We start from the raw sequence: 26,860 nt of genomic DNA on the forward strand, positions 1-26,860 counted from the left end.
TGTTATTACAGTATTCTAAAGTTTTGATTTATAATTCCTGTGAATTTAATTCCGAGTTAATTTAAATTCGTTGTATTTGAATTCCACATATTCCTTAATTTCCCTTTCAAATCTTTCTTTGGAAAATTTTAAGGCATTTTCCCTTATTTCAACTGGATTGAAATTAGTTTTTTCAAAATCTTTTATTGCATTTATAATTGAGTCTTCCGTTTGTTGGTCAAACAAAATACCTGTTTTATTAGGCACTACGGTTTCTCGCACACCACCAGCATTATAAGCAATAACAGGTGTTCCACAGGCTTGAGCTTCCACTGGGACAATTCCAAAATCTTCTTTTGAGGCAAAAACAAAGGCTTTGGCGTTTTGCATATATTGTTTCAATGCATCTGAATTCAAAAACCCCTTTAATTCTATATTGCTCTTGGCCACTTTTTTAATGCTTTTAAAATCTGGACCATCCCCCACTACAATCAACTTTTTCTCCGGCATTTTATTAAATGCTTCTACAATAAGTTTAATTTTTTTATACGGAACCATTCGAGATGCTGTCAAATAATAGTCTTGCTTATTTACCTGCAATTGAAATTCATCCACGTTGACAGGAGGGTAAATCACAACACTATCTCTATTATAAATCTTTTTAATTCTTTGCGCAATATAATTAGAGTTTGCTATAAAAAAATCAACCCGGTTAGTGTTGGATAAATCCCACTGCCTAATTTTGTGCAGCACCCACTTGGCATAAACCCCTTTAAGGCCTTTATTCAGTTTAGTATCCATTAAATATTGATGATACAAATCCCATGCATAGCGCATTGGAGAATGACAATAACAAATGTGAAGTTGATCTTGATTGGAAAGTACACCTTTAGCTACTGATGCGGACGATGACAGAATTAAATCATAATTTCTTAAATCAAATTGCTCTATTGCAAAAGGGAAAAACTGAAGAAATTTGCGATGATTTGAACGCGCAGTTGGTAGTTTTTGAATAAAGCTCACATTAGCTTTTTCACCATTTAAAATGAATTGCCTATCATTATTATCTAAGAAATCGACTAGTGCAAAATGATCAAAATCTCCCCATACATTGTTGAAGGAATGGATAACTTTTTCGGCTCCCCCACTAACATAATACCAATCATGGACCAACGCTTTTTTCATATAGGTTTTTTTCAAAAATTCTTAATAAAAAAAGTAGAAATACAAAACTAAAAAAAGTATAAATCCCCGCTCCTCTTGTGTAACTAAGAATCATCAAAAATACGTTAATTATTAAAACATATATTAATACGGGTGTGTAAATGAATGATTGAAGAGCTCTCTGATAAATATATTTCTGTAATACACCAAACAAGAACAGAAATACCGGTGTAAACCATCTAAAATCGATGTAAAAAGAACCAAATAGGGTGAGATAAACATAATCACGTGGAGATGGATTGGTAATTTCTATATTAGCTAAATTGGTTTTGTTTAAAAACTTTGGAATGGTAGAAAAATTATACTTGCCATAGGTGATTGGTAAATTATCCATATTAATTATATGGTTGAGCTCAAAAACGCCATGGGCTATGTACTGTCCTGTATGCATTATTGAAAGAGCAAAAAGTTTTGAAACAACGGAATTTTCATCATTTTGAAAATAGTTTATAGCCTTTTCGGTAGGTCTTAAAATCTCGTTATAACGACTTTCAAACATTGATTCGTAAAACTTGGCGTCTAGGTTTTCTGAGAGTTTTTCTCTTTTAAATAAAATCAGCATGGAAATCGTCATCATAAGAAGCACAGCAAGTACTGCCAACCCAATTCTTTTAAAATTGATTTGTTTTCTTTGATAAGCAATAACAGTGATTGCCACAATTAGAAAAATTTCAAAAAATGGTTTTCTGTTACCTTTCAAAACAGCCTCCACAATAGGGAAGAAAAGAACGAGATAAGACGCCAACACATAAAGCTTCTTGTGACTCATATTTGATCTGATACAAATTACAAAAGGAAAGAAGTATAAGCTTTTAAGTACTGAGGCAATAATGAGCAAAACTTGATTTTCTTTAAAGTTTTTTTCATTTAAAATTCTATTGAATTTTAAGTCGTTAATGAATGATAAATCTCTTACAAAAAACAGATCATACCATCTCAATAAATAGCTTGCTATAATAATGATCAACAACAGTTTCACAGTCTTTTTGTGGCTCAACACATATTTTTTTGAAGTGTCACGATGAAAGTTAAAGGCTAAAAAACCTACAACGAGAGCCAAATAACAGGCGCCTATAAAAAATACTGTTTCTGCCTTAAGGGGCTCCACCGGAGTTAACGGAAGAATAATATAGGATAGCATCCAAATTAGAAGTCCAAAACCGATACTCCCAAAAAACAAGCTATATGATTTTATAATCTTCATAAAAATGTTTTGAAAAGAAAATAGCTAGTCGTTAATATGTAAATGGCAATTAATGTCACTGTTGATTTCTTAAATATTATTTTTATTCTAAACAAACTGTGATACTGTATCAAACAGGCAATAAAAATTACCGTCATATGGATGAATGTCAAAGTGGATAGTGTTAAAACATTCTGAAATACATATAGTGATATCATTGATCCTATAACCAGCACCACAAACTTGACATTATTCTTTGACGCTAAATTTTCTCTATCAATAATATTTGAGTTTAAAGCACTGGCAATCCACATAACCATTTGCGCCGAGAGTAAAAAGTAAACCATTCTATTTTCAGTGTACGTCTCAGCAAAATACTCAGAAAAACGGGGCATAATATATGGCGAAATGAAGAAAATCAAAACAGACAAACAAAAGATAAAAGCAAAGAATAGGAAATAGTACTTATCCAACACAAACGGATTTAGCGTATAAATTTTCTTAAAGAATGCAATATTGATAACTTGATGTATGATGACCACAATGGCTGAGAGTCTAAAGTAAAAGGCATAAACTCCCACCGTTTCAAAATCAAAAAACAGCTCAACTAAAATACGACCTGAAGTGGTTATCAAAAAAATTAAGAAAGTAGAAATAAGCAGGTGTATGCTAAATTTTAATATTTTTTTGTAATCCTTAAAGAAGGCTTGACTCCTTTGCTTAAAGTAATTGAGGATTCCATAAAACACATAAATGAAGCTGTAAAGAAGAACAAAAATGTTTATGACATTGATGTTTAAGGTAATTAATTCAATTTTAGCCAGTAAGTAACTAATTAGTAGCACAATATATATCCCGGAATCAATAATGACCGCCGGTGCGGACTTTTCCTGTGATTTTAATTGTGTTGAATAAAACATCTGGTTAGCAATAATATATGAAATATTAAAAGCCAAGTAGAAAACAATATCTAAATCAAATGCCAGGTATAAGATTTGATTTATGGCAAATGGAAGCAAAAGAATTAGGGCATGAAACTTAAAGGCGGGTTTTATGTCATTATTCTTTTCTTTAAGCACAAAATAGGGGAATGCACCAGGAACTCCAAGGTTAATAATGGTATTGACTATCATTCCCAAGCCAGCCAAGGCATATTCCAAGATTCCGAAATCTGATTTTGATAATTGGTCAGCCAATAACAATGGAATAAAATAGACCGTTGCCTTAGCAACCGTAAATACGATTCCAAATAGTGAGTAGTGTTTTATAAATTTAAGAAACCCATTACGCATATCTTACTGTTGATAACTTTCAGTTTTAAAGCTATTACAAATTATCTTTTAAAAAAAAAGAGTTTAAAATGTTTTAAACTCTTTTTTAATCTTTATATTTTGATGTTTTATTCTTTTATTTCTATTATGACACCATGATTATCATCTTCAAGAATGGTCATATCTGTTTGGTCATTTAGAACTTTAAAGTTACCTATTATAACCGGTCGCCGCATATCACCGCTATCAAAATGCGCCGTGTATGTACCTTTAGAGTCTTTCTCATTTATGATAATATTTTCAATAAAACTATCATAACATTTATTAATCCATAAGGCCTTAAATTCCTTTTCTTCACCAGGTGCAGCGTCTTGCATACCATCCATATGCGTTGCATCTCCAATACCAAATTTATCTATAATGACTTCACCTATTAAATGGTCTTTACCTGTCATATAAATACCATGTCGGTCGGTTGATTTAATATGGACCTTTTTTATTTGTACATTTTCTGGATTATTATTATATCCATCAATTGCCAAAGCAGCATGGGAGTATTTATATCTTTCACTTCCAGAACCAAGATCTTGAACTTCGAGATAATTAATTTTAATGTCTTTACAACCGTGGTATATATGACAGCCTGTATTCCTTAATCCCCACAAATTCTTAGACGTATCACTTTTTAGAATTACAGAATCAATAGAAATATTTCGAGCTTCCGTAAGTCCTAATCTGGCATACGAAATCAACGTTCCCTTTAACGTAATATTTTCAGGCTTTGGTAAAGTATCTTTATTCTGGGTAATATGAATTAAATTAAATTCAGAATTATTAAACCTTAGTGTCATATTGTTTCGTGAATCTAAGGTTAGATCCATACCATAATAACCTGCAGGAAAAATAATTTCCATTCCGGATTTTTCTGCAAGATCTAAAACTGTAGTCATTCTATTTTTGCCAGATGTAGGATGGGAAGTTTTAGAATTTTCAGCTGTCAATCCATAGCGTCTGGCATCACCAACAGGAAAAGAATCATCTAAAACATATTCAGTTTCATCAAATTGCTTTTGAATCTCTTCTTTCTCATTATTAAAAGTAGCCTTTTTTTCCTCCTTGCAGGAAAAAAAGAAAAAGGTCAAAAGACATATGATAAGAGTAATCTTTGGTTGAGTCATTATATTAATTATTATCGTTGTATAAAAAAAAGGGGATCAGAAATGCAAATATAACAATTCCATGTTGTCTATCTAGATACGACTCGACCATGCAACCCATGCTAAAGAAAATTATATAATATGAATAATATTTTTGACGAAGGTTAATTTTTCTTATTAGAATAAACATCAGGAATAAAAACACAAACCCTCCTAAAATTCCTGTTTTTAAAAACTCCGTTAGATATTGGTTGTGATTATTATATTTGGCCGATAATCCTGCCTTAAAATTTACGCGTTTATATTGATCATTTAGAGCCTCCCTATAGTCGCCTGTTCCGACACCAAAGGGTAGTGCATCAGAAATTTCTTGAAGAGCCAAATGATTAATTAGAATTCGGTGTTCAAATGTGTTTTTTGTGATAGTGAAAGCGTTCTTGGTAATAATAGTTTCTAAATCAATATCTAATGTTTTAGTAAACACATCCACCCGCTGCTGTATAATTGGCAATTGAAATGCACTCAAAAATATAACTGCTCCCATTATTAATGGAACAAATACTTTTGATTTTTTTCTCTTATATGTTTGAAATATTATAATTAACCAAAGAAGAAGTCCAAAAATTAAACTGGTTTTATTACCCATTAAAAAGATAATACCAAAAGAAACACATAATAGGATTATGTGAAACATTATTTTTCTTTTGTCGATGATGGCGTCGATACACGCTAGAATAGGGAGGAACAATATGAAAATAAGATAAAACTGACTGATATCCAATTTTTCAATAATAGTGAAATGCACAAAAGTACTTATATCTCTATTATCAATATACAAATGCACAAAAATGTAATATATAAAGGGTAAGATGACAGTAATTTTAGCTATTGAAATGATGAATTCAAATTCCTTTTTTGAAAATTTTTCAACACTTAGTATGGCTGGGAGAAAAAGGATAGGCAACATAACACTGACACGCGTTTGAGCAAAATCAAGATTTTCTGAATGCATGAGACCTATAAGTTGTGTGATAAAAAAAAAGATAAAGAAGATGGGGATTCTTTTGTAGCGGATAACTTTAAATTTTTCTATAATATTAACCTTCGTATCAAAAAAGAAAAACGGCAAAAAAGCAAACATAGAAATACTAGTTAAAGCATAAGATATGCTAAATGAGCTAATCAGTAATACTACTAACCAAATACCTATAATTCTACGCTTTTGCAAAAATTTCCTAAGCATTTTAATAAGTTTTTTTAACTAATATATTGGTAAGTGGATCATCTTTTAAAGGCATATTTTTTGCATTTTCCGAAAATTGTACGTTGTTTATAAATGTTGGTTGTGAATAGGTTCCTACGCCAAAATTAATGCTATATGCGCCTTTAAGAGATTTATTTGCAATAGCTAAGCTATCAATCACACAGTCATTACATTTATTGATCCAGGCTCCTGAGAACATTTTTTCATCTCCTTTTTTGGTGTCTTCCAATCCAAACATATTAGCATCACTCCCAAATCCAAAGTTTTTTATTTGAACTTTTTTTAACAGATGATGTTGTCCGGTCAGATATAAAGCAGTCCGAGCTGCATTTTGAATTTCTAATTCATTAATAGTAATATATTCTGGATTGTTTTTCCAGCCATGAACTTGTAACGCCGCCGCAACATAGGTGTAAAATTCTGAACCATCTCCTCCTGTATTTAAAATTTTTAATTTCTCAAATTTTATGTTTTTTGAACCAACATAGATACTCACTCCCCTATTTCTACTATTGTAAATACTTCCTAAAGTGTCCGTTTTAACCGTCACATTTTCAAAAAACAAATTGTTAGATTCTCTAATGAAAATTTTATCTAAAATCTTTAAATTACCATTTATTGCAATTTTGGAGCTTTGATGGTTCTCTTTGTCCGTAATTGTTAATCCACCTCCTAACGTAGCATCGTCAAAATAAATGGATATATGTGAGAGACCAACAATGTTTAAATTAATAGGATAGAATCCTTTTGGAAAGTACAATTGTGGACCTCCACTTGAGAACTCTATAATTGCAGCTAATTTTTTATTGGAGATGGTCTGGTTGGGAAAAATTCCGTAACGTCTTACATCTCCTATAGAAAATGTATCATTTACAATTAACTTCGTATCATCTTTCTCATTCGTATTAACAGGAGCTTGTATACGAGGTCTTTCAATCTTTTCACATGAAAACAGAAAGCATATGCAAAAAACATATATTATAAATTGTTTCATGGTTCGCGTTTTAGTACAAGTCTGTTTGGCCAAAACTTAAAAAGAAGTAGGCTTATAAAAAAAGCAAATAAGTAATAGCTGGAAGATCCAAGAAGAAAGTTTATAAAGGCTGATGTTATAATAATGGTTGCTAAATACCCATAAAAGACTACGTATTCCGTGTTTCTATCTTGTGCATGAATATATACTCTCTTAGTGAATCTGCCCCAAAAAAACAAAATAACAACTCCAAAAAAACCAAAATCTATATAAAAAGGACCGAAGAATGTAGAATAAACAGCCTTTCGTTTTAATATGGACTGCATCTGTACCCCTGACTTTAATGGAACCCCAAATGACCTGAAAAATTTAAAAAAAACATCAAATTCGTACTGTCCATAATAATATCCCGTTGAGTAATCTAGATGATTTACCATTCGTATATATTCAACAACTCCATGTGCAAAATAATGTTTAAGACTATATAACCCAATCATTTTGGCTTGCTCTTCATTTCCAGCTTTGTAATATTCAGCTAGGAAATCCTTATTAAATTCAACCCATTGATAATCCTTTCTTTCCCATACTTTTAGTGTTTTATTACCATAACCGAACCTTTTAAGCCTCGTATTAACAACATTAAAAGAATATGAAATAAAGACTATTCCTATAAGTACTAATGGAATTGACACTCTTTTTTTAAACAAAACTGTTGGCATTTTAAAAAGTAGAGTTCCAAACCAAGTGACCCTTTTCATAGGAATTCTTGCATTTTTACTATAACTAGCAATCAACACAAATACTAAGGTCGTCCCTAATAAAGCTATGATGGTTCTACCTCCCATAAAAATAGTCTCTACAAAAGGGTAGGAACCAACTAAAATTGAAAACAAAATAAAAACATTACTAAAAATACGATAGTTGTAAAGCACCATTAAAAGGCTAACAAATGAAAAGGGGAATAATATTGCTCCAATTACCCCTATGTAGCCACCCGTCAACTCTTTATCCATATTCTCAATTCTTTGCTCAAAAATATTATCACTAACAAAAATTTTAGAGTTGAAAAAGCCTGCATATATTTTTAACATTACGCCTAACAACCCCATCAGGAATAATACATAAACTATCTGTTTTATCTTACTATTTCTAGGTTTCAACAGTGATTTTACAGAGCTTGTTTTTAAAGAAATTATACCGCAAATAAAAGACGTAATAAACAAAAATAGAGTAAGTAAGGGAAAGAACAAATTTCCCGTGTAGAGGTATTTTACAGGGATTTGAATATAAATTAAAAACCATATCAAAAAGGATATTAATAGTAATTTTATAGGATTTATAACGCCCATTTATTTTTTTGTATAAACCTGTTCAATTAAGTCAAAGCCTTCAACTTTTGTTAGTTTCGATTTTATCGCTTCAATACTGTTCTCAATATACCGTAAACCTTGGCTAACATACATTCCTTTGTCCACTAAATTTTTTGAAATGACGCTGCCCGCTCCAATGTGAATCGCATCTGAAACTTTTACACCTGGGTTAAAAATACATCCTGATCCGATATAAACATTATTACCTATATGTATGTCGCCATCTATCCTTATCCTATCTTTACCTTGGGCAGCATGATAATACCCGTGTGTCCAAAATTGAGAGCCTATTCCCGCTATTATTGAGTTATCTCCAACATAAATTGACTTTGTTAAGTCTAAAAAATGTTTAGAAACAATAATAGTATTTTGTCCTAATTGCAACACGGCCCTTCCATAAGAAATTGGGGCATAAGAGCGCCTAATTTTATTTTGCTTTGAAATTCCTGCTTTATCGGCTAAGCTAACTTCCATTGGTCCTTTGATAATATTATAATTACCTATAAAACTCTCTTCTCCAAGTACAAGTTTTTTCATCTTTAAAAAATTAAGATGCTTTATTCTCGAATGTTTTCTCAACTCTAGCTTATCAACGTATAAAACAGATATGCCAATATGTGATTTGTAGGATATTGAATGACCTAAAGCTCTAAGTAAAAAAATTTTGACAGGATTAAGAGGAAGTAACCCACACAACATCGTTAAGGCTTTTTTCATAGCTTAAATTTAAATCTACTAATTTTATTTATGACAACCCTAATACAACATGTTGATCGTTCTATGTTATCTCGAGTTTAGTTAATTGGTTTTTGAAATGCTTGCAGATAAACATTTTTCGAATTCTTCATTGACGTTTTTTCTTAATTCATCTAAATTATAACTGAATGTTTGATTATTATAATCTAACTTGATATTATTATAATCAAAATTAAATTTTTCTTTTAGGATTCTCTCAACACAGTATTTTGGTTGTGTTATTTCTAATTTATCATTTCTATACTTCATTGTCGCGTAAATTACTCCGGGTGAAGCAAATGGCATAATATATTTTAGTTTATGAAACCTACAACTATTATGTATTACCTGTTGAGTTGATCCTTGTAAAAACGTATAGGTTTTAGTATACATCTCCATACTATTGAATGTGGTCAATACCTTCTTGGCAAAGGATAGTTGTTTTAATAAATAATCATAATAATCTTCATCTTTTTCTTTATCCAAAACGCGACAATACTTATACTCGTCCATTAAAGCAAGAAGTAACTCGTCTTCGTTTTTACCTAATCTGAAATGACGTCTCGCTTTTAGATTTAAAAACTGAACTGCTATTTTGGAAATTAAGGATTTAGAGTTAAACATAATGTTACGCCGTAAGTAACTTATCTTACTATTCTCGGATGGTCCAAATGTAAAAATACTATCAGAGGTTGACCCATTCAGAATCAGAATATCTGATCCGTAGGCCTTTTTTATCTCCTCGGCTCCTCTGTAATGAATGGCCGTAAAATGTTTATCAAGTAATTGAACTTGATGAATTTTATTACTTTCATCTTTTGAAAAAGAGTTGACTTTAACGGTAATAATATCAGTCTTTATACCTAAGGCTTCCGATACTTGTAATACTTTTTGATAATCAAGATATGCCTGGGTAAAGGTTGGCTCTAACTTTAAAAAGACTGAAACGAAATCTATATCTTGTTTTTTTAAAAATAAGGCTAAAAGACATGAATCCTTACCTCCAGAAAACATCAAAACAACTTTCGTGTTCGTTTTTTTTATTAAGTCGAAGGTGTGATCTAAATCTGTAAAAACCATTTCGGTATGTCTTATGCTATTATATTCTCGAGGCAAGTTTTTAAAATATAGATTTTCTTCAAAGCTATTGTCTTTAATAATATTTTCGGTTGCAGGCTTAAATTTGTTTACCCCAACAAACAAGGTTTTTCCTCCAGTAGTGTAATCATGCTTTTTCCAATATTCATACTCTATTTTGTTGATTTTAATCTCGGAAATTTTACCTAATAAAAAACTATAATTGTCGGATATATATATAAAGTTTTCTGCGCTTAAATAATAAAGTCTATAAGTTCCAATGATATCTGTTACAACTACAACCTCATCTTTCTTTATAGTTATTTTTAGCCACGGCCCTTTAATTGTATTGTAATCTGAATTTTTTATATAATCTAGAGGATGTCCAAAAAAGAAACAATTATCTTCTTCATGGAAAGCGGTATCAAAAATATTTATATCAACAATTCTGTTGGTTAGTTTAAATGTTTTTCTGACCATGCTGTTTTTCTATAACATTAATAAATGCTGAAGTAACGAGTTCGATATTATTTGCAGAGATGCAGTTTTTATCACTGAATGGATCTGAAATAACACCCTTATAACTGGTGGCATTAAGTGCATTAATGAAATTAATTTTTTCTTGGTTTGTGTTTCTGTGAAACGTGTTGTTATTTACGGTATCTATAATTTTTTGTAATTCAGTAGTTATATTTTTAATATAAATACAGCTTTTTGCACAATTGTTAATTGTTTTAGTCATTGTGACCACTGGTTTATTGCTCAAGATACATTCAATGGCAATGGTTCCTGTAACTGTGACAACAAGATCCACATGAGGAAAAACCTCATCCATTTTTACTTTGTGCTGTAAGGCAATAATGTTTGACGAATTTTGAACATAGTCAACCAAATCTCTCGATAACTCATATTTAGATTTTGGATTGGGTTTTACTACTAATACGACGTTCTTCGGAATTAAATTACTGATCGATTTTATTAGTTGTAACTGGTTTCTGTGTTCATGTCCCCATACATCAATATTAGCTTCAGGTTGCATTTGTAGGGGGTAAAGCAAAATGGTTTTATTTTCAACATCTATTTTATCTTTCGCAAAAGCATCCCAAAGTTTAATATTGTTTTCTTTTTCTTTTTCTAATCTATATTTAGTTAATGGACTTGGGGTATTATATTTTTCACCTTTAGCATAGCTATATATTTTTATAGCTTTATCTTTTATAATTGTTCGTTTAGAAGCAGGTGAGGGCTTCATATAGTCAGGAGTTGTTTTTCTATTAACGATTTGATCTATAATAGCATTTGCATCTTTATCTGAAAGCACCTCCATACTACCCAGATAAGGTTCTAGAGTGTTATATTTATAAAACGAAAAGCGCCCAGTTGGATATCTACACGTTGATGGATTTAAATAAAGTATTTGTTGCTTTTTGCAGTTATTTATGGTTAATAATTCATGAAAAGCTGTAGACTCCCCAAAAACAAAATCTGGTTTAAGTTCCTTTAAATAGCGTTCTATTTTATCATTGTAATAATAAAAGTAAGAGGTGTCTTGTTTATTAAAATGATTGAACTGCCGGTCGCTTTTAATAATATCTTCAATAGCTTGATCTTTTTTATACCCATTTATCTCGGTGGATGGATAATCAATAATATACTTCTTAGCATTTCCTGAAGGTATAAATTGTTTATTCTGAATAAGCCAATGGATTTCATGACCGTTTTTGCCTAATTGATTAGTAATTAATTCAAAAAGGAACGTTTTATGCCTATTTTCTATAAACAGTAATTTCATTCTAAAAGTTTTCTACCATTGTTAAAGATAATGGTTCTCCTCTATTAACGTTAACATTAAACTTTTTTCCCAATATGTCATTAAAATATTTGGGGTGCACGCCATAGCCTGGACGAATGGATCGCACATTATTTTTCGAAATAATGTCTCCAGATTTGACGTTCTGTACGACAAAAAGTGACCTCGCAAATTTTTTGTTGTTCTTAACTTTTTCAGAGATTTCATACGATACGTTTCCTAACAATTTCTCAGTATCTCTTACTTTATTTACCATTTCTGTAAACTCTGCAACATCTAATGAGAAGTCTGCATCAGGACCACCAATTGATTTATCCAAAATAAAATGTTTCTCAATAACCTTGGCTCCCAATGTAGTAGCCACTATAGGTGCTAGAGATCCATAGGTATGATCACTAAAACCAACTTCAACATCAAAACGCATCCTTAAATCCGGTATGGTATTTAAATTTGCCAACTCCAAAGGTGCTGGATAGGCTGAGGTACATTTTAAAAGTATGATATCGTTATTCCCAACCTTTCTACATGTATCTACCGCTAACTTTATGTCGGCCTCCTCTGCAATTCCAGTTGATATAATAATAGGTTTTCCTTTGGAAGCGACATACTCAATTAATGGTATATCTTGAATTTCAAATGATGCTATTTTGTACGCTGGTACATTTAACTCTTCAAGAAAGTCAACAGCAGAATTATCAAAAGGTGACGAAAAACAAATCAAACCTTCCTCTGCTGCCACTTCAAATAGTTTCTTATGCCATTCCCAAGGCGTATAAGCTTCTCCATAAAGCTCGTATAGGGTTTTCCCATCCCAAAGTGTACCACCACCTATTTTAAAGTGTTCATTGTTACAGTTTATGGTTAAGGTATCTGGTGTATAAGTTTGCAGTTTTATCGCATCTGCGCCAGTTCTTTTGGCCGCTCTAATAGTTTCAATTGCTACTTCCAATTGTCCATTATGATTGGCTGATAATTCTGCTATGATAAAACAAGGGTTATTTTCACCTATAGTCCTATTTCCTATTTTCATTTTCCGAGTATTTTTCCAAGTACAAAAGTACAGTTTTCCGTCCTTATGGCATCCAACTGTAGAATACCGTTTTTGGCCTTAACCAGAACCTTGGGTTTTATCTGTATAATTTGTCCATTAGTATAATTGTCATAATTAGCTAAGTCTGAAATTGAGACTTTATCGATAATTACTTTTTGATTGTCATAATATGTGAAAGCACCAGGATAGGGGTCTGCTTGGGCTCTTACCCAGTTTCTAATAGCCTCTTTGTTCCAACCCCAATTAATTTCGCCGTCGTCCGGAGTACGTTTTCCAAAATAGGAAGCATCTTCCTCAATTTGATCCTTGAGGATTAATTGACCTACCGACACATCATATAATACTTTAGTGATAAGCGGATAATAGACCTGAGCATACTTTTCAAGCATTGTAGCGCCAGTATCGTCGGCATTTATAGGAATTTCAATCTGATGAATGATCTTACCTGTATCACAGCCTGAATCTATTAAGTGCGCTGTTACACCCGTTAGCGTTTCACCGTTGATTATTGCCCATACATGCGGTGTTCTACCTCTATACTTTGGCAATAAAGAGCCGTGTATATTAAAGGTTAGTCTGTTTGAATGATTAATTATATCTTCTTCAATTAGAAACAAATAATTAATAGAGATTATAACCTCCACATTATAGGCTTTTATAAAACTATGGCCCTTACCATTTCTCGGGTTTCCAGCATAAAAAGGAATGTTATTTTTAATTGCAAAATTTATAATTCCAGTAGAATTACGGTCCGTTAATACAAATTGGACAGGGTAATCCTCAACCATTTTGGTAAGCGTAGACAATCCCAAGTTTCCACTGCAAAGTACACCAATAGTTATCATAGTTTTTTAATAATATTTAAGTGCCTCTCTGATATTTTATCATCAAATAATGCTTTCTGAGCCATAATATAATGATTCAATTGTTGATTGTAAACAATTAACTTTAGATGATCGATAAAATTAGAAACTTGATAGTTTTGAAAATTTCCACCATCAATAATGGCATTATGATTTAAAAACCCTTTATAAATCAATTCCTGATTATCTACATAAAAGCCACTGAGGACTGGCATTTTAACACAGCAAAGCTCGTACAATATGGTACTTGCAGGTGCGATAGCAAAATTGCATTGTTCCATGGTTTTAACGAGATTATCCTCTGAAAGATTGTTGTATATTTTTATCCTATCGGAATGTTCTTCTTCTAATTTAAAAATATCATCGTGTTTATAGGCGCCACCCAAAACGACATATATATTTTTAAAATTTTGAATCTCCAATAGTGCTTTAACTGCCTTTATGGTTAAATTAAATGGGTCCGCACCACCAAAACAAACAAAAGCACTATGAATTGAGTTGACTTCCCTATTCAGCTTAGCTGACTCTAAAAAAAGCGGACGCAATAGGGCATATTGAGTTCCTAAGGCCAATCTTGTATAGGCTTCTTTTTTATAATGTCCTTCTTGAATATAGGGCGAATGGTTGATAACAACATCTGCATACATATGATCAGTTGCTAAATCATCAATGTAAATTAAACTGTACCCTCTGTTTTTTATCTGTTGCTGATATGTGGCGGTAAATTGATAGCCATCTGCAATAAGAATATATTTTTGAGGCGGAAAATGAGAATGTATCCATTGAGGCTCATCAGACATTTTAATCTCATCAGGTATGGTTGCTAACAAATAATCTTTCGGGATAATGTCTAAAATAGAATTTTGCTTTGTCAGAAAAACAAACTGATACTGTTCTTTGTATATTTCAACCAAAGCAAACAAACGATATAGATGTCCTAAACCAGTTTCTGTATTGCCGTCTGCTCTAAAAAGTATTTTCTTAGCCATTATAAACCTTGAATGAGTTTATACTTCATCTCGGCCAACTTCCAATCTGTTTCAGTGTCTATATCTTGAGCTTCCAGTTGCGAGATGATAATGGCCCCTGAGTTATTGGTAAGCAGTCTTTGTTTTGTGCTAAATGCAGATTCCTTTAACCAATAAAACTGACCGGAATCATGGTACCTTGGAACTAAGTCTTGAGATCGCGTATTCAAATGTTGGTCATAAATCATAGTTACTCTATGATTGTCCATTTGAAGGGCTCGCTGAATGGGAAATGAAAACTCTAAAACGGGAAACACACTATCAAGATCATTTTCAACTAGTTTAGAATACGCTGCTGCAAGTTTAGATGGTGTTAAAAAAGGGGCTGTCGGTAAAATACAACAGATGTTTTCAAAAACTTTAGTCTTTTTTAAGTACTCCTGGCGTACTTCTTCAACAACGTCAGCCAAAACTGCGTAATCATTGGAATTTTCAGCACTTCTCAAAAAAGGCACGTTCGCACCATAAGTTTTAGCAACTTTAGCAATTTCATTATCGTCTGTAGATACCATAACTTCATCAAACAATTTACTGTTTAATGCCGCCTCAATAGAATATGCTATAATAGGCTTTCCTAGAAAATGCTTAATATTTTTTCTTGGTATACGTTTACTTCCTCCTCTTGCAGGTATAATTGCTAAATTACCCATTGGTATAAGATAACACTTTTTCTATTACAAAGTTTTGCTCATCATCTGTTAAACTAGGGTACATTGGCAAACTAATACATTTAGAATAATAGTTTTCAGCAGATGTTAGATCAGCCGCTTGATAACCAATTTCTTTATAATAAGGTAGCGTATGAACTGGAATATAATGTATTTGAGCAAAAACATTTTGACTTCTTAAAAAGTCATATAATCCTTTCCTGTCATCGACTTCAATAACAAATAAATGATGCGCATTGAGCGTATTTTCGGGCAAACTTTGAAACTTTATTTTACCTTTAAAAGCATTTTTATACGTATTTGCTATTTGGTTTCTTCTGGCTACCCCGTCTTTATTTTTGGCGAGTTGTGTAATTCCCAAAGCTGATTGTATGTCAGTCAACCTATAATTATAACCAAGTGCTTGCATCTCATAAAACCAACCGCCATGATCTTCAGTCATATCTTCTTTGGTAATTCCGTGAGTCCTCAATAGAGAAATTTTTTTGTAAAGTTCTTCTGAATTGGTCGTCACCATGCCTCCTTCACCACAAGCAATATGCTTTACTGGGTGAAATGAAAAAACACCAATATCAGCATAAGCTCCATTGCCACACCTTTGCTTCTTTCCAGTTGAGTCCATAAAGTAGCCTCCAGGTGCATGACAAGCATCTTCTATAATCCAGAGGCCATGATCATCCGCTAATCTTCTGAAAGCCTCTAAATTAATTGGTAAGCCAGCAAAATCCACTGGAATGATTCCTTTAAAAAAGCCTTTGGGTTTACTTTCAATAAGCTTCTTGGTACTATCAAGAGAAAGCAAATAAGTATCAGGGTCTATATCAGCAAACCAAACCTCACCTCCCGCATATCTTATACAGTTGGCAGAGGCAGCAAAAGTGATGGGTGTTGTAATAACACGTTCACCAGGTTTTAAATCTAGAGCCAATACTGAGAGATGCAATCCCGATGTGGCATTATTGACCGCTACGGCATATTTGGCACCAATATAATCTGCAAACTTATCTTCAAACTCCTTCACCTTTGGTCCTTGGGTCAAAAAATCGGCAGTTAATGTTTCTACAACAGCATCAATGTCATCTTGTTGAATGAGCTGTCTTCCGTAAGGTATCGCGTTCTTCATTCCTTTTATATGTTAGGATCAACATGCTCTTTTATAAGTTGACGCAAGCTTTCTACAGTTTCCCACTCTTTATTCTCACCAGAATTATAACTGAAGCCATTGGGTACTTTTTTAGCGTTAAATACTGCCACAAACTCATCCAAGCTCCATTTGTGCGTTGGCGGTAGAATAGTATAATATTTACCAAGATCATAGGTATAAAAAGAATCGGAAGATGTAATCATTTCTTCATGAACCTTTTCTCCTGGTCGGATTCCAATTATTGGTTTCTCACAATCCTGACCAATTGCATTTGCGACATCCATAATTTTATAAGATGGTATTTTAGGAACAAATAATTCGCCGCCCCAAGCGTGCTCTAAAGCATGCATGACCATGTCAACGCCACCTTGAAGTGAGATGTTAAAGCGGGTCATATTTGGGTCTGTTATTGGCAAAACATTTGTTTCTTTCTTCTTATTGATGAAAAAAGGAATGACCGATCCGTTAGACCCCATAACATTACCATACCTCACAACGGAAAACCGAATAGGATTTTCACCTCTTATATTATTGGCTGCAATAAATAGTTTATCTGACGTAAGTTTGGTAGCTCCATAAAGGTTGATTGGTGCGCAAGCCTTGTCTGTTGAGAGTGCCACCACACGCTCCACTTTAGTTTTAAGACAAGCGTCAACAACGTTCTCGGCCCCTCCAATATTGGTTTTAATGCATTCATCAGGGTTGTATTCTGCAATATGAACATGTTTCATGGCCGCAGCATGAATGACATATTCCACACCTTGAAATGCTCTTAACATCCGATCTTTATCTCTTACATCCCCTATGAAATAGCGAATTTGAGGATATTTTTCAACAGGAAACTCTTGAGCCATATGGAACTGTTTCTGTTCATCTCTAGAATAGATAATGAGTCTTCTAATATCAGGATACTGAGAAAGAATATGGTGGGTTAAAGCCTTTCCTAAAGAACCTGTTCCGCCAGTAATTAATAGCGATTTCCCTTTTAGTGTAAACATTAAGTTGGTTTTAAATTACGTCTTGGCAAAAGTACGATAGTATTCTATTTTAGCAACAAAAATAGTTGATAATAGATGTATTAGACCCCTGATAATAACCTCCGAATGAAAGCTATATAAGAATCAAATGGTTGTTGATTTCGAAGTAATGACAATCATTTTAAATCATAAAAAACCAAGTGTTTTATCTCGAAAGTAATACGGTTAGGTTACTTATATAAGATTAGCTATCTTCAAAATTCTGAATTGCCTTACTTAAGCTGTCTTTCCAAAATGGAATTGCAATATCCATCTCTTCTGATGCCTTGGAGGTGTCCAAAACGCTATAAGCTGGTCTTTTAGCCAAAGTAATGTAATCTCTTGAAAAAATTGGTTCTAAAATAACAGAGCTGTGAGTCTGCTCAAAAATAGCCTTTGCAAACTCAAACCAACTGACTTCTCCATGATTGGCGAAATGGAAAATACCGTAATTCGATGTATCATCCAGTATTAGTTTTATAAGGGCTTCTGCTATATCTCCCGCATAAGTAGGTGTTCCAATTTGATCATCAACAACCCGTATGAGCTCTTTTTCTGAAGACAACCTCAACATCGTTTTCATAAAGTTATGTCCAAATTCAGAATATAACCAAGAGGTTCTTATAATAAAAAAATTGTCAAAAATAGAGGCAATCTCGGCTTCACCTTGCAACTTGGTTCTACCATAAGTATTAATTGGATTGGTTATATCCGTTTCAGTATAAGGTTTATTGCTCTGGCCGTCAAAGACGAAATCTGTAGAGATGTGAATTAATTTCACATTATATACCTGACAAGCCTTAGCAATATTTTTCGCACCCAAAACGTTGATTTGATAAGCCTGATCCTGATTTACCTCAGCCTTATCTACATTTGTGTAGGCCGCGCAATTTATACACCAATCTATTTTATTTGTCTTAAAAAAGGATAAGACGTGCTCTGAATTTGTTATGTCTAGCATGTTTTTGTCACAAAACAGAAACTCTAAGGATGACTGCTGTAGCGCTATAGATTGAATAGATTGACCTAATTGTCCACTCCCTCCGGTGACGAGAACTCGAGTTTTCATTTGATCAAATTTTCGAAGAGTGGAAGCACTTTATCTTTATCGGAAATAATCATTTGATTTTCAGGAAACTGCCAATCGATATTTATTGATTGGTCATTAAAAATGATACCTCTTTCTGAAGGTTTATGATAATAATTATCACATTTATAGGAAAAGATAGTATGATCCTCCAAAACCAGAAACCCATGTGCAAAACCACGTGGAATATATACTTGCCGATTATTCTCAGCACTTAATACAACAGAAAAGTGCTGACCAAAAGTACTGGAATGAGGTCTAATATCAACGGCTACGTCCAATACGCTACCTGTAACTACCCTCACCAATTTGGCTTGCTCAAAATCTCCTGTTTGGAAATGTAATCCTCTTAAAACACCTTTTTGAGATATAGACTGGTTATCTTGAACAAAATCAATTGATACTCCGGTTAACTTAAAGAATTGTCTCTTGTTGAACGTTTCAAAAAAAACACCCCGGTCATCTGCAAAGACTTTCGGCTTCATTAAATAACAGTCATTTAAGTATGTTTGCTCTATTTCCAATAGCTGATTATTTTAATTCTAACAAATGCTTTCCGTATCCACTTTTTAAAAGAGGCTCTGCCAAAATGTGCAATTGGGTTTTATCAATAAACCCCATTTTATAAGCTGCCTCTTCAATTGAACCTATTTTGAGGCCTTGACGTTCTTCTATAACCTGAACAAATTGCGATGCTTGCATAAGCGATTTAAACGTACCGGTGTCTAGCCACGCCGTTCCACGATCTAAAATACTGACGCTTAATTTTCCTTCTTTTAAATAGGCCTGATTGATATCGGTTATTTCAAGTTCACCCCTTTTACTCGGTTTGATATGCTTCACAATGTCAACGACTGAATTGTCATAAAAATAAATTCCCGGAACCGCATAATTGGACTTCGGGGATTTAGGCTTTTCTTCTATGGAAATAGCATTTCCACAATCATCAAACTCAACCACACCATAACGTTCTGGATCATTGACATGATAGGCATAAATAATACCGCCTTCCGGACTACTATTAGCTTGCAATAATTCAGACAATCCTGAACCATAAAAAATATTATCACCCAAGATCAGTGCAACTTTATCTGTACCAATAAAATCCGCCCCTATAATAAAAGCTTCTGCAAGTCCATTCGGCGCCTCTTGCACCGCGTATTCAAATCTACAACCATACTTTTTGCCATCTCCTAAAAGTTCTTTAAAAAGCGGCAAATCTTTCGGTGTCGAAATTATGAGAATCTCATTGATACCCGAATACATTAATGTTGATAAGGGATAATAAATCATGGGTTTGTCATAAATAGGCATTAATTGCTTACTTACAGACAAGGTCAACGGATGTAAACGTGTACCAGAACCCCCAGCTAATATTATTCCTTTCATTTCAACTGTATTGCTGTTTATAATAATTTTGATAGGCACCACTCGTCACACTTTTTAACCACGCTTCATTATCCAAATACCAGCGAATTGTTTTTTTCAATCCTTCTTCAAATGTTAGAGAAGGTGTCCACCCCAATTCATTCTTGATTTTTGTAGCGTCAATAGCATACCTAAAATCATGTCCCGGACGGTCTTTTACATAAGTGATCAGTTTTTCAGAAGTGCCTTTTTCTCGATTCAATTCTACATCCATTTGACGACATAATAATTTAACCAATTCGATATTTTTCCACTCATTAAATCCGCCAATATTATACGTCTCACCATATTTTCCGTTATGAAATGCGACATCAATGGCATGTGCATGATCTAAAACATAGAGCCAATCTCGTGTATAATTACCATCGCCATACACCGGTAATGGTTTATTATGAATGATATTATTTATAAACAGCGGAATTAATTTTTCAGGAAACTGATTCGGGCCATAATTATTGGAACAGTTGGATATGATATATGGCAATCCATAAGTTTCGCCGTAGGCCCTTACAAAATGATCTGAACTTGCTTTAGATGCGGAATAAGGCGAATTGGGGTCATAGGATGTCTCTTCCGTGAAAAGACCGTCTTGACCCAAGCTGCCATAGACTTCATCTGTGCTGATGTGATAAAAAAGCTTATCATTGAAATTATCTTTCCAAAGTCCCTTAAAAGCATTGAGCAAATTAATGGTGCCCATAACATTTGTTTTAACAAAAGCCATCGGATCTGTTATAGATCGATCCACGTGAGACTCTGCAGCCAAATGAATAACCTTATCAAATTTATAGCTTTCAAATAAAGAGTCAACAAAAGCCGATTGCGCTATATCACCTTTTATAAAATGATAGTTAGGAGCATTTTCAACATCTTTAAGATTCTCCAGATTTCCTGCATAAGTAAGGTTATCGAGATTATAAATTTGATAATCTGAGTATTTATGTAAAAACAATCTAACTACATGAGACCCAATAAAACCAGCGCCTCCAGTAATTAAAATTGAAGTTTTATCTACCATAACCTCTAACAAATTTAATAGTTCGGCTAACAATAAATATTATAGTTAATACAATAAACCCGATCAAAGGAAATAGAATAACATATTTTTCCGTGAATTTGGCGGTTTTTGCGCCAACCTCTTGAAAACCGGAAACCATGTCAAAATACGTATCACGTTGTACTTTTACTTCTTCCAACCGCGTTAATCTTTCTCTTAATTCAATTTCTCTTTCGAGTAACTCAAATTCTTTGGTTTTAGATTTGCTTTCAGGTTCTAATGAAAGACCTTCTCCAAAACTGATTTTGGTTGCGCCTTTACGGGATTCTTCTTGTAGAACTGAGATATAAACTTTGCTAAGCGAATCGACCGCATTTAAAGTCGCCAGAATGTTTGATTTTTGAATTTCAAGCAACGTATCTCTTTTCTGTTTCAAGCGCTCGGAATATTCATTTTTAAATGTGCTATTTAAGCCCTTTTCCAAACTTTTAAAAATATCCTTTTTGGTCGATTCAACATTAATCTCAAAAAGATCTCCTGTAAAGATATCTCTATTTTCAATAAACTCATTATAGGTAAAAGTTGTAGCGCTTAATGAATCTATAGACTCAAGAAATTCACCATAGGCCTTTACTTTTTCATTATCACTTTCTGGTCCGGGTTGTACGTCAAAAGACCTGAGTTCTTTAGCCGATTCTTCAGAAATATCAAAGATAGTTGACAACTCTGTATAACCTTGGGTACTAATCAGTGTATTGAAGTAGTTAATATTACTGACCAATTGGTATTTAGAATCAAAGTAAGGTTTGACCAACATTTGGGAAGTGTATACGTCTACCTTCCGTTTCTCCATCAAAAATCCTAATACAGAAGCAATGATCATCACTACCAGGATCAGTTTAAAGTTGTCAATGACAACTTTTAAAACAAATATAATAAAGCTAAATATGGCAGTAAGTATAGAGCCTATAAACCGGAAAAAACGCTCAAAAAGCCTTCCAATTGCATTAAATAATTGGCCCAAATCAACCTCATCACTTTGGGGCTGATTTTTTCTTAAATCTTCATTCATAGCTTTTAATTAGTTGAATATTTGATGTAATATTTTTCTCGTAATCAAATACGTTGGTTTTACACCCGATGTTCCCAATCCACCGGAAGCTAAAGTGCTGCCTGTTTCTAAAGGATTATCACTGGCATAATAGGCATATCTTACCTTAACATCGGGGTTAATACTGCCTCTAACTTTTGAAGCTGCCTGGATTGCCTTTTGGTAATGTGCACCTTCCATTTCCAATCCAATAACATTCCACGTGGAATTGAAAAAGAATTTTAAGATCTCTTTATTTTGAAGCGAAGTTCCTAATACGGTAATCATGGTCCCTTCATACACATCAATACCATGCCCCTCAAGATCGGATTTGGAAAGTTGGTTCTCCAACGGGTAATTATCTGCAGTACCTTCAAAAATATGCGCCGACGGAATCATAATATCACCTTTGCCTCCTTCTAAAATTCCGGCTTTGCCCATAATGGATATAGAATCAATATTTAAATGAATCTGTTTATCCTTTGTTTTAATCGGTTTTAGCAGCTCATCAATAGTTTCGTAAGCTTGTTCTCCAAAAGCGTAATCCATGACAAAAAGAACAGGTTTTTCTGAATCGTCAAACACCTTAGAAGCTTCCAAATCTGTTTTCTTAAAATCGATCTTGGCCGTATCAAAAATTTGTACGTCTATATTGGTACCCGAGGTATCTGGAATGTAAATCATACCCTTTGATAAGGCCTCTTTGGTAACTTTATTTCGCATGTCCTGATTTTCCTTTTGACTTAGCGCTTCATAAACTTCAAAAATGCTCTTTTTAGCAGTCAAGCTCTTTAATGCTTGAGGTGCAAAAATAGAATTCATCACACTGTGCATATTTGCACTGATGACGTGGATAGGTCGATCAATTAGTCCATTCTTCATTAAGGCTTCCTTAATCGTATCAGACCAAATTTCGCCATGGATATGATGGCCCAAACGCTCTCGAAGCACTGGGCTAAAAGTTACCGTTCGTCCTTTGTTATTGACCACTTCCTCAATAGCTAGTTTCCCGAGCCAATAGATTAAATGTAAAAAACGTTCCGGTTGGTCAGGTAAGGCAAAAGAACTGTACATTGTGGTCAGTTCATTAAAGGTCCTGCCCAAAATATTTGCAGTATGTGCAATGGCAATCTCACGCTCTTCTTGTGTCAATTCCTGGTTGGAAAGCACCGCTTTCTCCAGTTTTAACCAATCACGCGTTGTTGTCCCCTCTTCATCAATAAGAACCCGCTTGCTAATTTTGTGAGACTCCACAAACATAAAGGTCAAATGGGTTAAAATATCATAGATTTCTGAACGACCACGTGTGATCTCTATATTCATCTGCTCTTTATCAATCCGGAAACAATTTCGTCTTCTTTTTGGAGGAATAATGGCTTTAAAATGTGAATTGGTATACCCCTCATCACTCGTCAAGTTAATAAAAGTGCATTCTTCAATCCCGTATGGCAGTCTATCAACAACATAAAGCAGACCTTCCAACTCTGCTTTTTCATCTCCAATGGACCCATAAATTTCAGGTCTTAAAAGTAATAATGACTCCCGAAGGGTTTCGCCAGAAACGCCCATAGGTTTGTAAAAACCACGATTAAACAAATGGCGCATTGTAATATACATTCTCTCAATGGCATTTGAGCTTTCCTGAGCTCTCGTCCTGGCATGATGCTTTTTATTCATAAGTTCGTATTTAGCTGGTAAAGATAGGATTATTTAGTTAAATTTTGGTCGGTTATGGCGTCTGCTATTTTTCGATCATTTGAAAGCCTGGGCAGTTTATTTTGTCCTCCTAGTTTGCCTACAGATTTCATATACTCTTGAAAACCACCTTTTTTGACTCTCGTAATTTTTAAAGACTGTAACACTTTTCCTCGGATCAAATCTAAATAATAGCTGTTTTGCTTTTGAAGCGATATTTCAATCCTTTCTGCCAAATCTGATAAATTATCAGGCTCATTTTCAAATTCAATAAACCATTCATGAAATGGCAATCCGCTGGGCGGAGTGATTTGTGGCGCCACCGTAAATTCTGAAACTTGAATGTTGGAACCCGCAATAGCATCTTGAAGTGCCTGTTCAACTTCCTTACCGATGACATGTTCACCAAAGGCCGAAATAAAGTGTTTAATCCGCCCTGAGACAATAACCCGATAGGGTTTTAGTGAGGTAAACTGGATTGTGTCTCCAATATTATAGGCCCATAGCCCAGCTGTTGTTGAAATAATCATGACATAATTGATGTTCAATTCCACATCCGCAATGGTCAAACGTCTTGGGTCTTCATCAAAAAACTCATCGGCTTTTATAAATTCATAAAAAATACCCGAATTTAATTGTAGCAGCATGCCTTTTTGCCCCTGCCGATCTTGGTAGGCAAAAAACCCTTCACTGGCGGGATAGAGTTCTATGCTATCAACCTTTCGTCCAATGAGACTCTCAAATTTTGCGCGATAAGGTTCATAGTTTACGCCACCAAAAATAAACAGATTAAAGTTCTTGAAAACGTCACCTACTTTTTGACCTGTTCTTTGGTTAATTTTTTCAAAATACATCTGCACCCAAGATGGAATTCCTGAAATGACCGTCATGTTTTCCGGGAGGGTTTCATCGACAATAGCCTCTACTTTTGTTTCCCAATCTTCAATACAATTGGTTTCCCATGAAGGCATCCTGTTTTTTTGAAGGTATTTTGGTACATAATGCGCAACGATACCAGATAGACGCCCCAATTGAATCCCATTTTGTTCATTTAAAATTGGACTGCCTTGAAGAAAAATCATTTTTCCATCTACAAATTCCGAATTGCCAGTTTCAGAAATGTACATGAGAATCGCGTTTCGGGCGGCTTCAACATGGGTAGGCATGCTTTCTTTGGTAATGGGAATGTATTTTGATCCCGAAGTCGTTCCTGAAGTTTTTGCAAAATAGAGCGGCTTGCCTTTCCATAAAATATCAGTTTCTCCCGCAACTACCCGCTCCACATAAGGTTTTAGATCTTCATAATCGCGCACGGGAACACGTGAAATAAAATCGGAATGCGATGCAATAGTCGTAAAATCATGATCCTTTCCAAACTGAGTATCCTTCGCTTCTTGGATTAGGTTTTTGAAAACCGCTTCCTGGGTTTCAATAGGGTTGTTTGCCCATTTTAAAACCGATTTTCTAACATAATGAGCAAAGACTTTGGCAAGAACAGATTTTATTGTGAACATTATTTAAAATCTATAAAATTAGTTGGATTAATGGGATACCCTTTGCTCCATAATTCAAAATGCAAATGTGGTCCTGTAGAAAGTTCACCAGTACTTCCGGCCATGGCAACAACTTCACCGGCTTTAACAATATCACCTTGTTCTTTGGTCAACGAGGCATTATGTTTATATACCGAAATAAGTTCATAACTGTGCTCGATAATGACTACATAACCGGTTTCTGATGTCCACTCCGCAAAGATAACCGTGCCATCTGCAGTGGCTTTAACCGGTGTGTTTTTAGCAACAACAATATCGACGGCATAATGCTTTTCTTCAACATTATAGCCTTCTGAAATGGTTCCGTTAACCGGAGGAAACAATACAAAGTTGGAGGCGGATATAGCCGATTCAAAAAAGTTATATTTATCCTCCTTATCTACTTTTTCTCGCAATATCGAATCTTGTTTGGTCGGCTTTACGGTCAACTGACCCGCTTCTTCATTAAAAGCGTTTAAAATGGAATCTTTATTAAACTCCACAGTTTTCACATCGCCTGTAAGCACACGTTTAATGGAAGCAAAATACTTTTCGTTAACATCAATAACCTGTTTCAAGGAATCTGTTGTGAAACTGAGCTGGGTTGCTTGTTTTTTTAGTTTAGCCGAAGAATACCCCGGAATATATTCTCTTAATGGCGTAAAGGCGATTAAAATGATAGTTCCTAACACCAGCAGAATACTACCTAAAGAAACGATAACAAACACATTTAAGCGCGTTAGTTTAATAGCAAAGCGCTCCTCAAAAGTATCTTCATTGAGTACAACCAAACGGTACTTATGAAGTAGTTTTTTAGTAAATTTTTTCTCTTTTTTTCTAGTGGTCATGCCGAACAAAATTAAATAAAATTAAGCCAATCTAGATTGTCTTTCATCTAAAGTTTGTTTTTAACGCATAATTTGAAGTTTAATTATTAAATTTGCAGTTCAAATAAAATGTTATGATAGCATCAAGTATTTTTTTAGCGGTTGGACCATGGCAAATTGTAGTCGTAGTCGTATTGGTATTATTGCTTTTTGGAGGCAAGAAAATTCCAGAACTCATGAGAGGATTAGGCAGTGGCATTAAGGAATTTAAGGATGCCAGTAAGGAAGAAGGTGATGAAACAAGCACATCCACTGATAAAAAGCAGTAATTAAATCTTATAAAAGAAAAAAGAGCTAACTTAAACCGTTGGCTCTTTTTTGTTTCATGTAA

Annotated in this window: 25 protein-coding genes; 1 reads left to right on the forward strand and 24 read right to left on the reverse strand. The window is 33.9% G+C overall.

Annotated elements, in window-relative coordinates:
- Window positions 1-45 precede the first annotated feature (45 nt).
- The 24 genes from H3Z82_RS04195 to H3Z82_RS04310 form a co-directional block, all read right to left on the reverse strand.
- Window positions 46-1,164: a glycosyltransferase family 4 protein gene (locus tag H3Z82_RS04195; RefSeq protein ID WP_182202804.1), complete on the reverse strand. Its 1,119-nt coding sequence runs from the start codon at window positions 1,162-1,164 to the stop codon at window positions 46-48.
- The gene (locus tag H3Z82_RS04200; protein WP_182202806.1) at window positions 1,142-2,407 is read right to left on the reverse strand and encodes an O-antigen polysaccharide polymerase Wzy; all 1,266 of its coding nucleotides are present in this window, start codon (window positions 2,405-2,407) and stop codon (window positions 1,142-1,144) included. Before H3Z82_RS04200 ends, H3Z82_RS04195 begins: the two co-directional genes overlap by 23 nt.
- Window positions 2,404-3,678, reverse strand: a complete 1,275-nt coding sequence (locus H3Z82_RS04205; RefSeq protein ID WP_182202808.1) for an MATE family efflux transporter — start codon at window positions 3,676-3,678, stop codon at window positions 2,404-2,406. The genes H3Z82_RS04200 and H3Z82_RS04205 overlap by 4 nt, the downstream gene beginning before the upstream one ends.
- A gap of 107 nt (window positions 3,679-3,785) precedes the next feature.
- Window positions 3,786-4,835 carry a hypothetical protein gene (locus H3Z82_RS04210; protein ID WP_182202810.1) on the reverse strand — a complete coding sequence of 350 codons (1,050 nt, stop codon included), beginning with the start codon at window positions 4,833-4,835 and terminating at the stop codon, window positions 3,786-3,788.
- 4 nt (window positions 4,836-4,839) lie between these two features.
- Window positions 4,840-6,057: an O-antigen ligase family protein gene (locus H3Z82_RS04215; RefSeq protein WP_182202812.1), complete on the reverse strand. Its 1,218-nt coding sequence runs from the start codon at window positions 6,055-6,057 to the stop codon at window positions 4,840-4,842.
- Window position 6,058: 1 nt separating this feature from the next.
- The gene (locus H3Z82_RS04220; protein WP_182202815.1) at window positions 6,059-7,072 is read right to left on the reverse strand and encodes a hypothetical protein; all 1,014 of its coding nucleotides are present in this window, start codon (window positions 7,070-7,072) and stop codon (window positions 6,059-6,061) included.
- Entirely contained in the window at window positions 7,069-8,400 is a 1,332-nt protein-coding gene (locus tag H3Z82_RS04225; RefSeq protein ID WP_182202817.1) for an oligosaccharide repeat unit polymerase, read from the reverse strand. The genes H3Z82_RS04220 and H3Z82_RS04225 overlap by 4 nt, the downstream gene beginning before the upstream one ends.
- Entirely contained in the window at window positions 8,401-9,138 is a 738-nt protein-coding gene (locus tag H3Z82_RS04230; RefSeq protein WP_182202819.1) for an acyltransferase, read from the reverse strand.
- An 81-nt stretch (window positions 9,139-9,219) separates the two neighbouring features.
- Window positions 9,220-10,713, reverse strand: coding sequence for a tRNA lysidine(34) synthetase (locus H3Z82_RS04235; protein WP_182202821.1), 1,494 nt, complete (start codon window positions 10,711-10,713; stop codon window positions 9,220-9,222).
- Entirely contained in the window at window positions 10,694-12,025 is a 1,332-nt protein-coding gene (locus H3Z82_RS04240; protein WP_182202823.1) for a capsular polysaccharide export protein, LipB/KpsS family, read from the reverse strand. Before H3Z82_RS04240 ends, H3Z82_RS04235 begins: the two co-directional genes overlap by 20 nt.
- A gap of 1 nt (window position 12,026) precedes the next feature.
- Window positions 12,027-13,073: a pseudaminic acid synthase gene (gene pseI / locus H3Z82_RS04245; RefSeq protein ID WP_182202825.1), complete on the reverse strand. Its 1,047-nt coding sequence runs from the start codon at window positions 13,071-13,073 to the stop codon at window positions 12,027-12,029.
- Window positions 13,070-13,939, reverse strand: a complete 870-nt coding sequence (locus H3Z82_RS04250) for a methionyl-tRNA formyltransferase (RefSeq protein ID WP_182202828.1) — start codon at window positions 13,937-13,939, stop codon at window positions 13,070-13,072. Before H3Z82_RS04250 ends, pseI begins: the two co-directional genes overlap by 4 nt.
- Window positions 13,936-14,946, reverse strand: a complete 1,011-nt coding sequence (gene pseG / locus H3Z82_RS04255) for a UDP-2,4-diacetamido-2,4,6-trideoxy-beta-L-altropyranose hydrolase (protein WP_182202830.1) — start codon at window positions 14,944-14,946, stop codon at window positions 13,936-13,938. Before pseG ends, H3Z82_RS04250 begins: the two co-directional genes overlap by 4 nt.
- On the reverse strand, window positions 14,946-15,635 hold the full coding sequence (pseF, locus tag H3Z82_RS04260) for a pseudaminic acid cytidylyltransferase (RefSeq protein ID WP_182202832.1): 690 nt from the start codon (window positions 15,633-15,635) through the stop codon (window positions 14,946-14,948). Before pseF ends, pseG begins: the two co-directional genes overlap by 1 nt.
- Window positions 15,628-16,776: a UDP-4-amino-4,6-dideoxy-N-acetyl-beta-L-altrosamine transaminase gene (gene pseC / locus H3Z82_RS04265; RefSeq protein ID WP_182202834.1), complete on the reverse strand. Its 1,149-nt coding sequence runs from the start codon at window positions 16,774-16,776 to the stop codon at window positions 15,628-15,630. The genes pseF and pseC overlap by 8 nt, the downstream gene beginning before the upstream one ends.
- A gap of 5 nt (window positions 16,777-16,781) precedes the next feature.
- A complete protein-coding gene (gene pseB / locus H3Z82_RS04270; RefSeq protein ID WP_182202837.1) occupies window positions 16,782-17,795 on the reverse strand; it encodes a UDP-N-acetylglucosamine 4,6-dehydratase (inverting) in 1,014 nt (337 codons plus the stop codon).
- Window positions 17,796-18,018: 223 nt separating this feature from the next.
- Window positions 18,019-18,882, reverse strand: a complete 864-nt coding sequence (rfbD, locus tag H3Z82_RS04275) for a dTDP-4-dehydrorhamnose reductase (RefSeq protein WP_182202840.1) — start codon at window positions 18,880-18,882, stop codon at window positions 18,019-18,021.
- On the reverse strand, window positions 18,879-19,424 hold the full coding sequence (rfbC, locus tag H3Z82_RS04280) for a dTDP-4-dehydrorhamnose 3,5-epimerase (protein ID WP_182202842.1): 546 nt from the start codon (window positions 19,422-19,424) through the stop codon (window positions 18,879-18,881). The genes rfbD and rfbC overlap by 4 nt, the downstream gene beginning before the upstream one ends.
- 7 nt (window positions 19,425-19,431) lie before the next feature.
- Entirely contained in the window at window positions 19,432-20,289 is an 858-nt protein-coding gene (rfbA, locus tag H3Z82_RS04285) for a glucose-1-phosphate thymidylyltransferase RfbA (protein ID WP_182202844.1), read from the reverse strand.
- A gap of 1 nt (window position 20,290) precedes the next feature.
- Complete coding sequence (gene rfbB / locus H3Z82_RS04290; RefSeq protein WP_182202846.1) at window positions 20,291-21,346, reverse strand: dTDP-glucose 4,6-dehydratase; 1,056 nt, start codon at window positions 21,344-21,346, stop codon at window positions 20,291-20,293.
- A complete protein-coding gene (locus H3Z82_RS04295; protein ID WP_182202849.1) occupies window positions 21,336-22,397 on the reverse strand; it encodes a hypothetical protein in 1,062 nt (353 codons plus the stop codon). Before H3Z82_RS04295 ends, rfbB begins: the two co-directional genes overlap by 11 nt.
- A gap of 9 nt (window positions 22,398-22,406) precedes the next feature.
- The gene (locus tag H3Z82_RS04300) at window positions 22,407-24,092 is read right to left on the reverse strand and encodes a DUF6909 family protein (RefSeq protein ID WP_182202851.1); all 1,686 of its coding nucleotides are present in this window, start codon (window positions 24,090-24,092) and stop codon (window positions 22,407-22,409) included.
- A gap of 29 nt (window positions 24,093-24,121) precedes the next feature.
- Window positions 24,122-25,624: a GH3 auxin-responsive promoter family protein gene (locus H3Z82_RS04305; RefSeq protein WP_182202854.1), complete on the reverse strand. Its 1,503-nt coding sequence runs from the start codon at window positions 25,622-25,624 to the stop codon at window positions 24,122-24,124.
- Window positions 25,624-26,490, reverse strand: a complete 867-nt coding sequence (locus tag H3Z82_RS04310; RefSeq protein ID WP_182202856.1) for a M23 family metallopeptidase — start codon at window positions 26,488-26,490, stop codon at window positions 25,624-25,626. The genes H3Z82_RS04305 and H3Z82_RS04310 overlap by 1 nt, the downstream gene beginning before the upstream one ends.
- Before the next feature lie 113 nt (window positions 26,491-26,603).
- On the opposite strand from H3Z82_RS04310, the gene H3Z82_RS04315 reads away from it, so the two are divergent.
- Window positions 26,604-26,798, forward strand: a complete 195-nt coding sequence (locus tag H3Z82_RS04315) for a twin-arginine translocase TatA/TatE family subunit (RefSeq protein ID WP_182202859.1) — start codon at window positions 26,604-26,606, stop codon at window positions 26,796-26,798.
- Window positions 26,799-26,860 lie beyond the last annotated feature (62 nt).

The organism is Gelidibacter maritimus, from assembly GCF_014062315.1.
Taxonomy (GTDB): Bacteria; Bacteroidota; Bacteroidia; order Flavobacteriales; family Flavobacteriaceae; genus Gelidibacter; species Gelidibacter maritimus.

Excerpts from the sequence above, each read along its gene's own strand:
- H3Z82_RS04295 (WP_182202849.1), bottom strand. The coding sequence starts at position 22,397 with ATGAATGAAGATTTAAGAAAAAATCAGCCCCAAAGTGATGAGGTTGAT.
- H3Z82_RS04195 (WP_182202804.1), bottom strand. The coding sequence starts at position 1,164 with ATGAAAAAAGCGTTGGTCCATGATTGGTATTATGTTAGTGGGGGAGCC.
- H3Z82_RS04310 (WP_182202856.1), bottom strand. The coding sequence starts at position 26,490 with ATGACCACTAGAAAAAAAGAGAAAAAATTTACTAAAAAACTACTTCAT.
- pseC (WP_182202834.1), bottom strand. The coding sequence starts at position 16,776 with ATGAAGAACGCGATACCTTACGGAAGACAGCTCATTCAACAAGATGAC.
- H3Z82_RS04205 (WP_182202808.1), bottom strand. The coding sequence starts at position 3,678 with ATGCGTAATGGGTTTCTTAAATTTATAAAACACTACTCACTATTTGGA.
- pseF (WP_182202832.1), bottom strand. The coding sequence starts at position 15,635 with ATGGGTAATTTAGCAATTATACCTGCAAGAGGAGGAAGTAAACGTATA.
- rfbA (WP_182202844.1), bottom strand. The coding sequence starts at position 20,289 with ATGAAAGGAATAATATTAGCTGGGGGTTCTGGTACACGTTTACATCCG.
- H3Z82_RS04220 (WP_182202815.1), bottom strand. The coding sequence starts at position 7,072 with ATGAAACAATTTATAATATATGTTTTTTGCATATGCTTTCTGTTTTCA.
- H3Z82_RS04230 (WP_182202819.1), bottom strand. The coding sequence starts at position 9,138 with ATGAAAAAAGCCTTAACGATGTTGTGTGGGTTACTTCCTCTTAATCCT.
- pseI (WP_182202825.1), bottom strand. The coding sequence starts at position 13,073 with ATGAAAATAGGAAATAGGACTATAGGTGAAAATAACCCTTGTTTTATC.
- H3Z82_RS04250 (WP_182202828.1), bottom strand. The coding sequence starts at position 13,939 with ATGATAACTATTGGTGTACTTTGCAGTGGAAACTTGGGATTGTCTACG.
- H3Z82_RS04225 (WP_182202817.1), bottom strand. The coding sequence starts at position 8,400 with ATGGGCGTTATAAATCCTATAAAATTACTATTAATATCCTTTTTGATA.
- H3Z82_RS04240 (WP_182202823.1), bottom strand. The coding sequence starts at position 12,025 with ATGAAATTACTGTTTATAGAAAATAGGCATAAAACGTTCCTTTTTGAA.
- rfbD (WP_182202840.1), bottom strand. The coding sequence starts at position 18,882 with ATGAAAACTCGAGTTCTCGTCACCGGAGGGAGTGGACAATTAGGTCAA.
- H3Z82_RS04235 (WP_182202821.1), bottom strand. The coding sequence starts at position 10,713 with ATGGTCAGAAAAACATTTAAACTAACCAACAGAATTGTTGATATAAAT.
- H3Z82_RS04200 (WP_182202806.1), bottom strand. The coding sequence starts at position 2,407 with ATGAAGATTATAAAATCATATAGCTTGTTTTTTGGGAGTATCGGTTTT.
- H3Z82_RS04300 (WP_182202851.1), bottom strand. The coding sequence starts at position 24,092 with ATGAATAAAAAGCATCATGCCAGGACGAGAGCTCAGGAAAGCTCAAAT.
- H3Z82_RS04210 (WP_182202810.1), bottom strand. The coding sequence starts at position 4,835 with ATGACTCAACCAAAGATTACTCTTATCATATGTCTTTTGACCTTTTTC.
- H3Z82_RS04215 (WP_182202812.1), bottom strand. The coding sequence starts at position 6,057 with ATGCTTAGGAAATTTTTGCAAAAGCGTAGAATTATAGGTATTTGGTTA.
- H3Z82_RS04315 (WP_182202859.1), top strand. The coding sequence starts at position 26,604 with ATGATAGCATCAAGTATTTTTTTAGCGGTTGGACCATGGCAAATTGTA.
- pseB (WP_182202837.1), bottom strand. The coding sequence starts at position 17,795 with ATGTTTACACTAAAAGGGAAATCGCTATTAATTACTGGCGGAACAGGT.
- pseG (WP_182202830.1), bottom strand. The coding sequence starts at position 14,946 with ATGGCTAAGAAAATACTTTTTAGAGCAGACGGCAATACAGAAACTGGT.
- rfbB (WP_182202846.1), bottom strand. The coding sequence starts at position 21,346 with ATGGTAGATAAAACTTCAATTTTAATTACTGGAGGCGCTGGTTTTATT.
- H3Z82_RS04305 (WP_182202854.1), bottom strand. The coding sequence starts at position 25,624 with ATGTTCACAATAAAATCTGTTCTTGCCAAAGTCTTTGCTCATTATGTT.